This window comes from Neglectibacter sp. X4, from assembly GCF_009917365.1.
Lineage (GTDB): Bacteria > Bacillota > Clostridia > Oscillospirales > Acutalibacteraceae > Acutalibacter.
Map to the genome: position 1 here is coordinate 1 of NZ_QWLE01000194.1, position 882 is coordinate 882.

An 882-nucleotide genomic window follows, 5' to 3' on the forward strand; every position below is an offset into this window, starting at 1 on the left:
CATCAACCCAAACGCCTTTAGAATTGATTTTTTTTCCTACCTTGCGCCGTATGCGGTAGTAGTCTTTACCGTTGATTGTGCAGTTGGTTTTGTTTGCCATGATACACCATTCCTTTTTTTAAATCCGCAAGGTTTGCGGATTTGTAGTTAAAAATCTTTGGTCATGTGTCAACCGTAATTGAAAAAGTCCAAAAATAAGTGCAATATTAGCACCAAAAAGCAAGGGTTACCGTGAGCAGTTAAACAGCCCAGGTTGCTTCGTTACCATACATAGCGTAGACATGTTTCATAAAGTTATCTTTGCGCCAAGGATGATGCATAGGCGGGATATTTTGCTTCTTTGGCTTCTTCGCTGCTGCAAGTTCTTTTTCTGTATTGAAATTCCGAGATACTTCTTCATGCAACGGAATCTCTTCCAAGGCGTAAATTCGCCCGTTTACGTTGCAAAACAGCCTGCCGCTAAGGGTCTGCGCTACCAGCACCTGCGTTCCTTTGTAGTAGTTTGTATGCATGCCGGATTCATCCAACATTTTGTACCGATGGTTGTTGAACCGAATGGAATGACCGGCATCCACTATACGGGGTGTGAGCAAGGAAAGAAACAGGTCGATTTTGTCTTTTGAGGGTTGTGTTTCAAATACAGACGTGGTAGGATTAAGGGGTAGAGCGAACTGTGCGTTGAATTTCTTTATGTAGGAGTGAAGGAATTCATTTGCCTGCTCCAGGTTTTTCACGCCTGCCAGTCGTAATTCGACAGGCAGGCGTGATTGTAAGGTTTTAAAAAGACGTTCAACTCTGCCCTTGGCTTGTGGTATACTGGTTGTTTTTAAATCGACACCGAATTGCTTGCATGCATAAGCAAACTGCGTAAATGTATCATTC

The 882-nt window shown here is 42.9% G+C and carries 1 pseudogene; it reads right to left on the reverse strand.

What is annotated here, in order from left to right:
• Nucleotides 1-239: 239 nt before the first annotated feature.
• Nucleotides 240-882: pseudogene (locus tag D1841_RS17610) on the reverse strand (ISNCY family transposase); the annotation flags it as partial.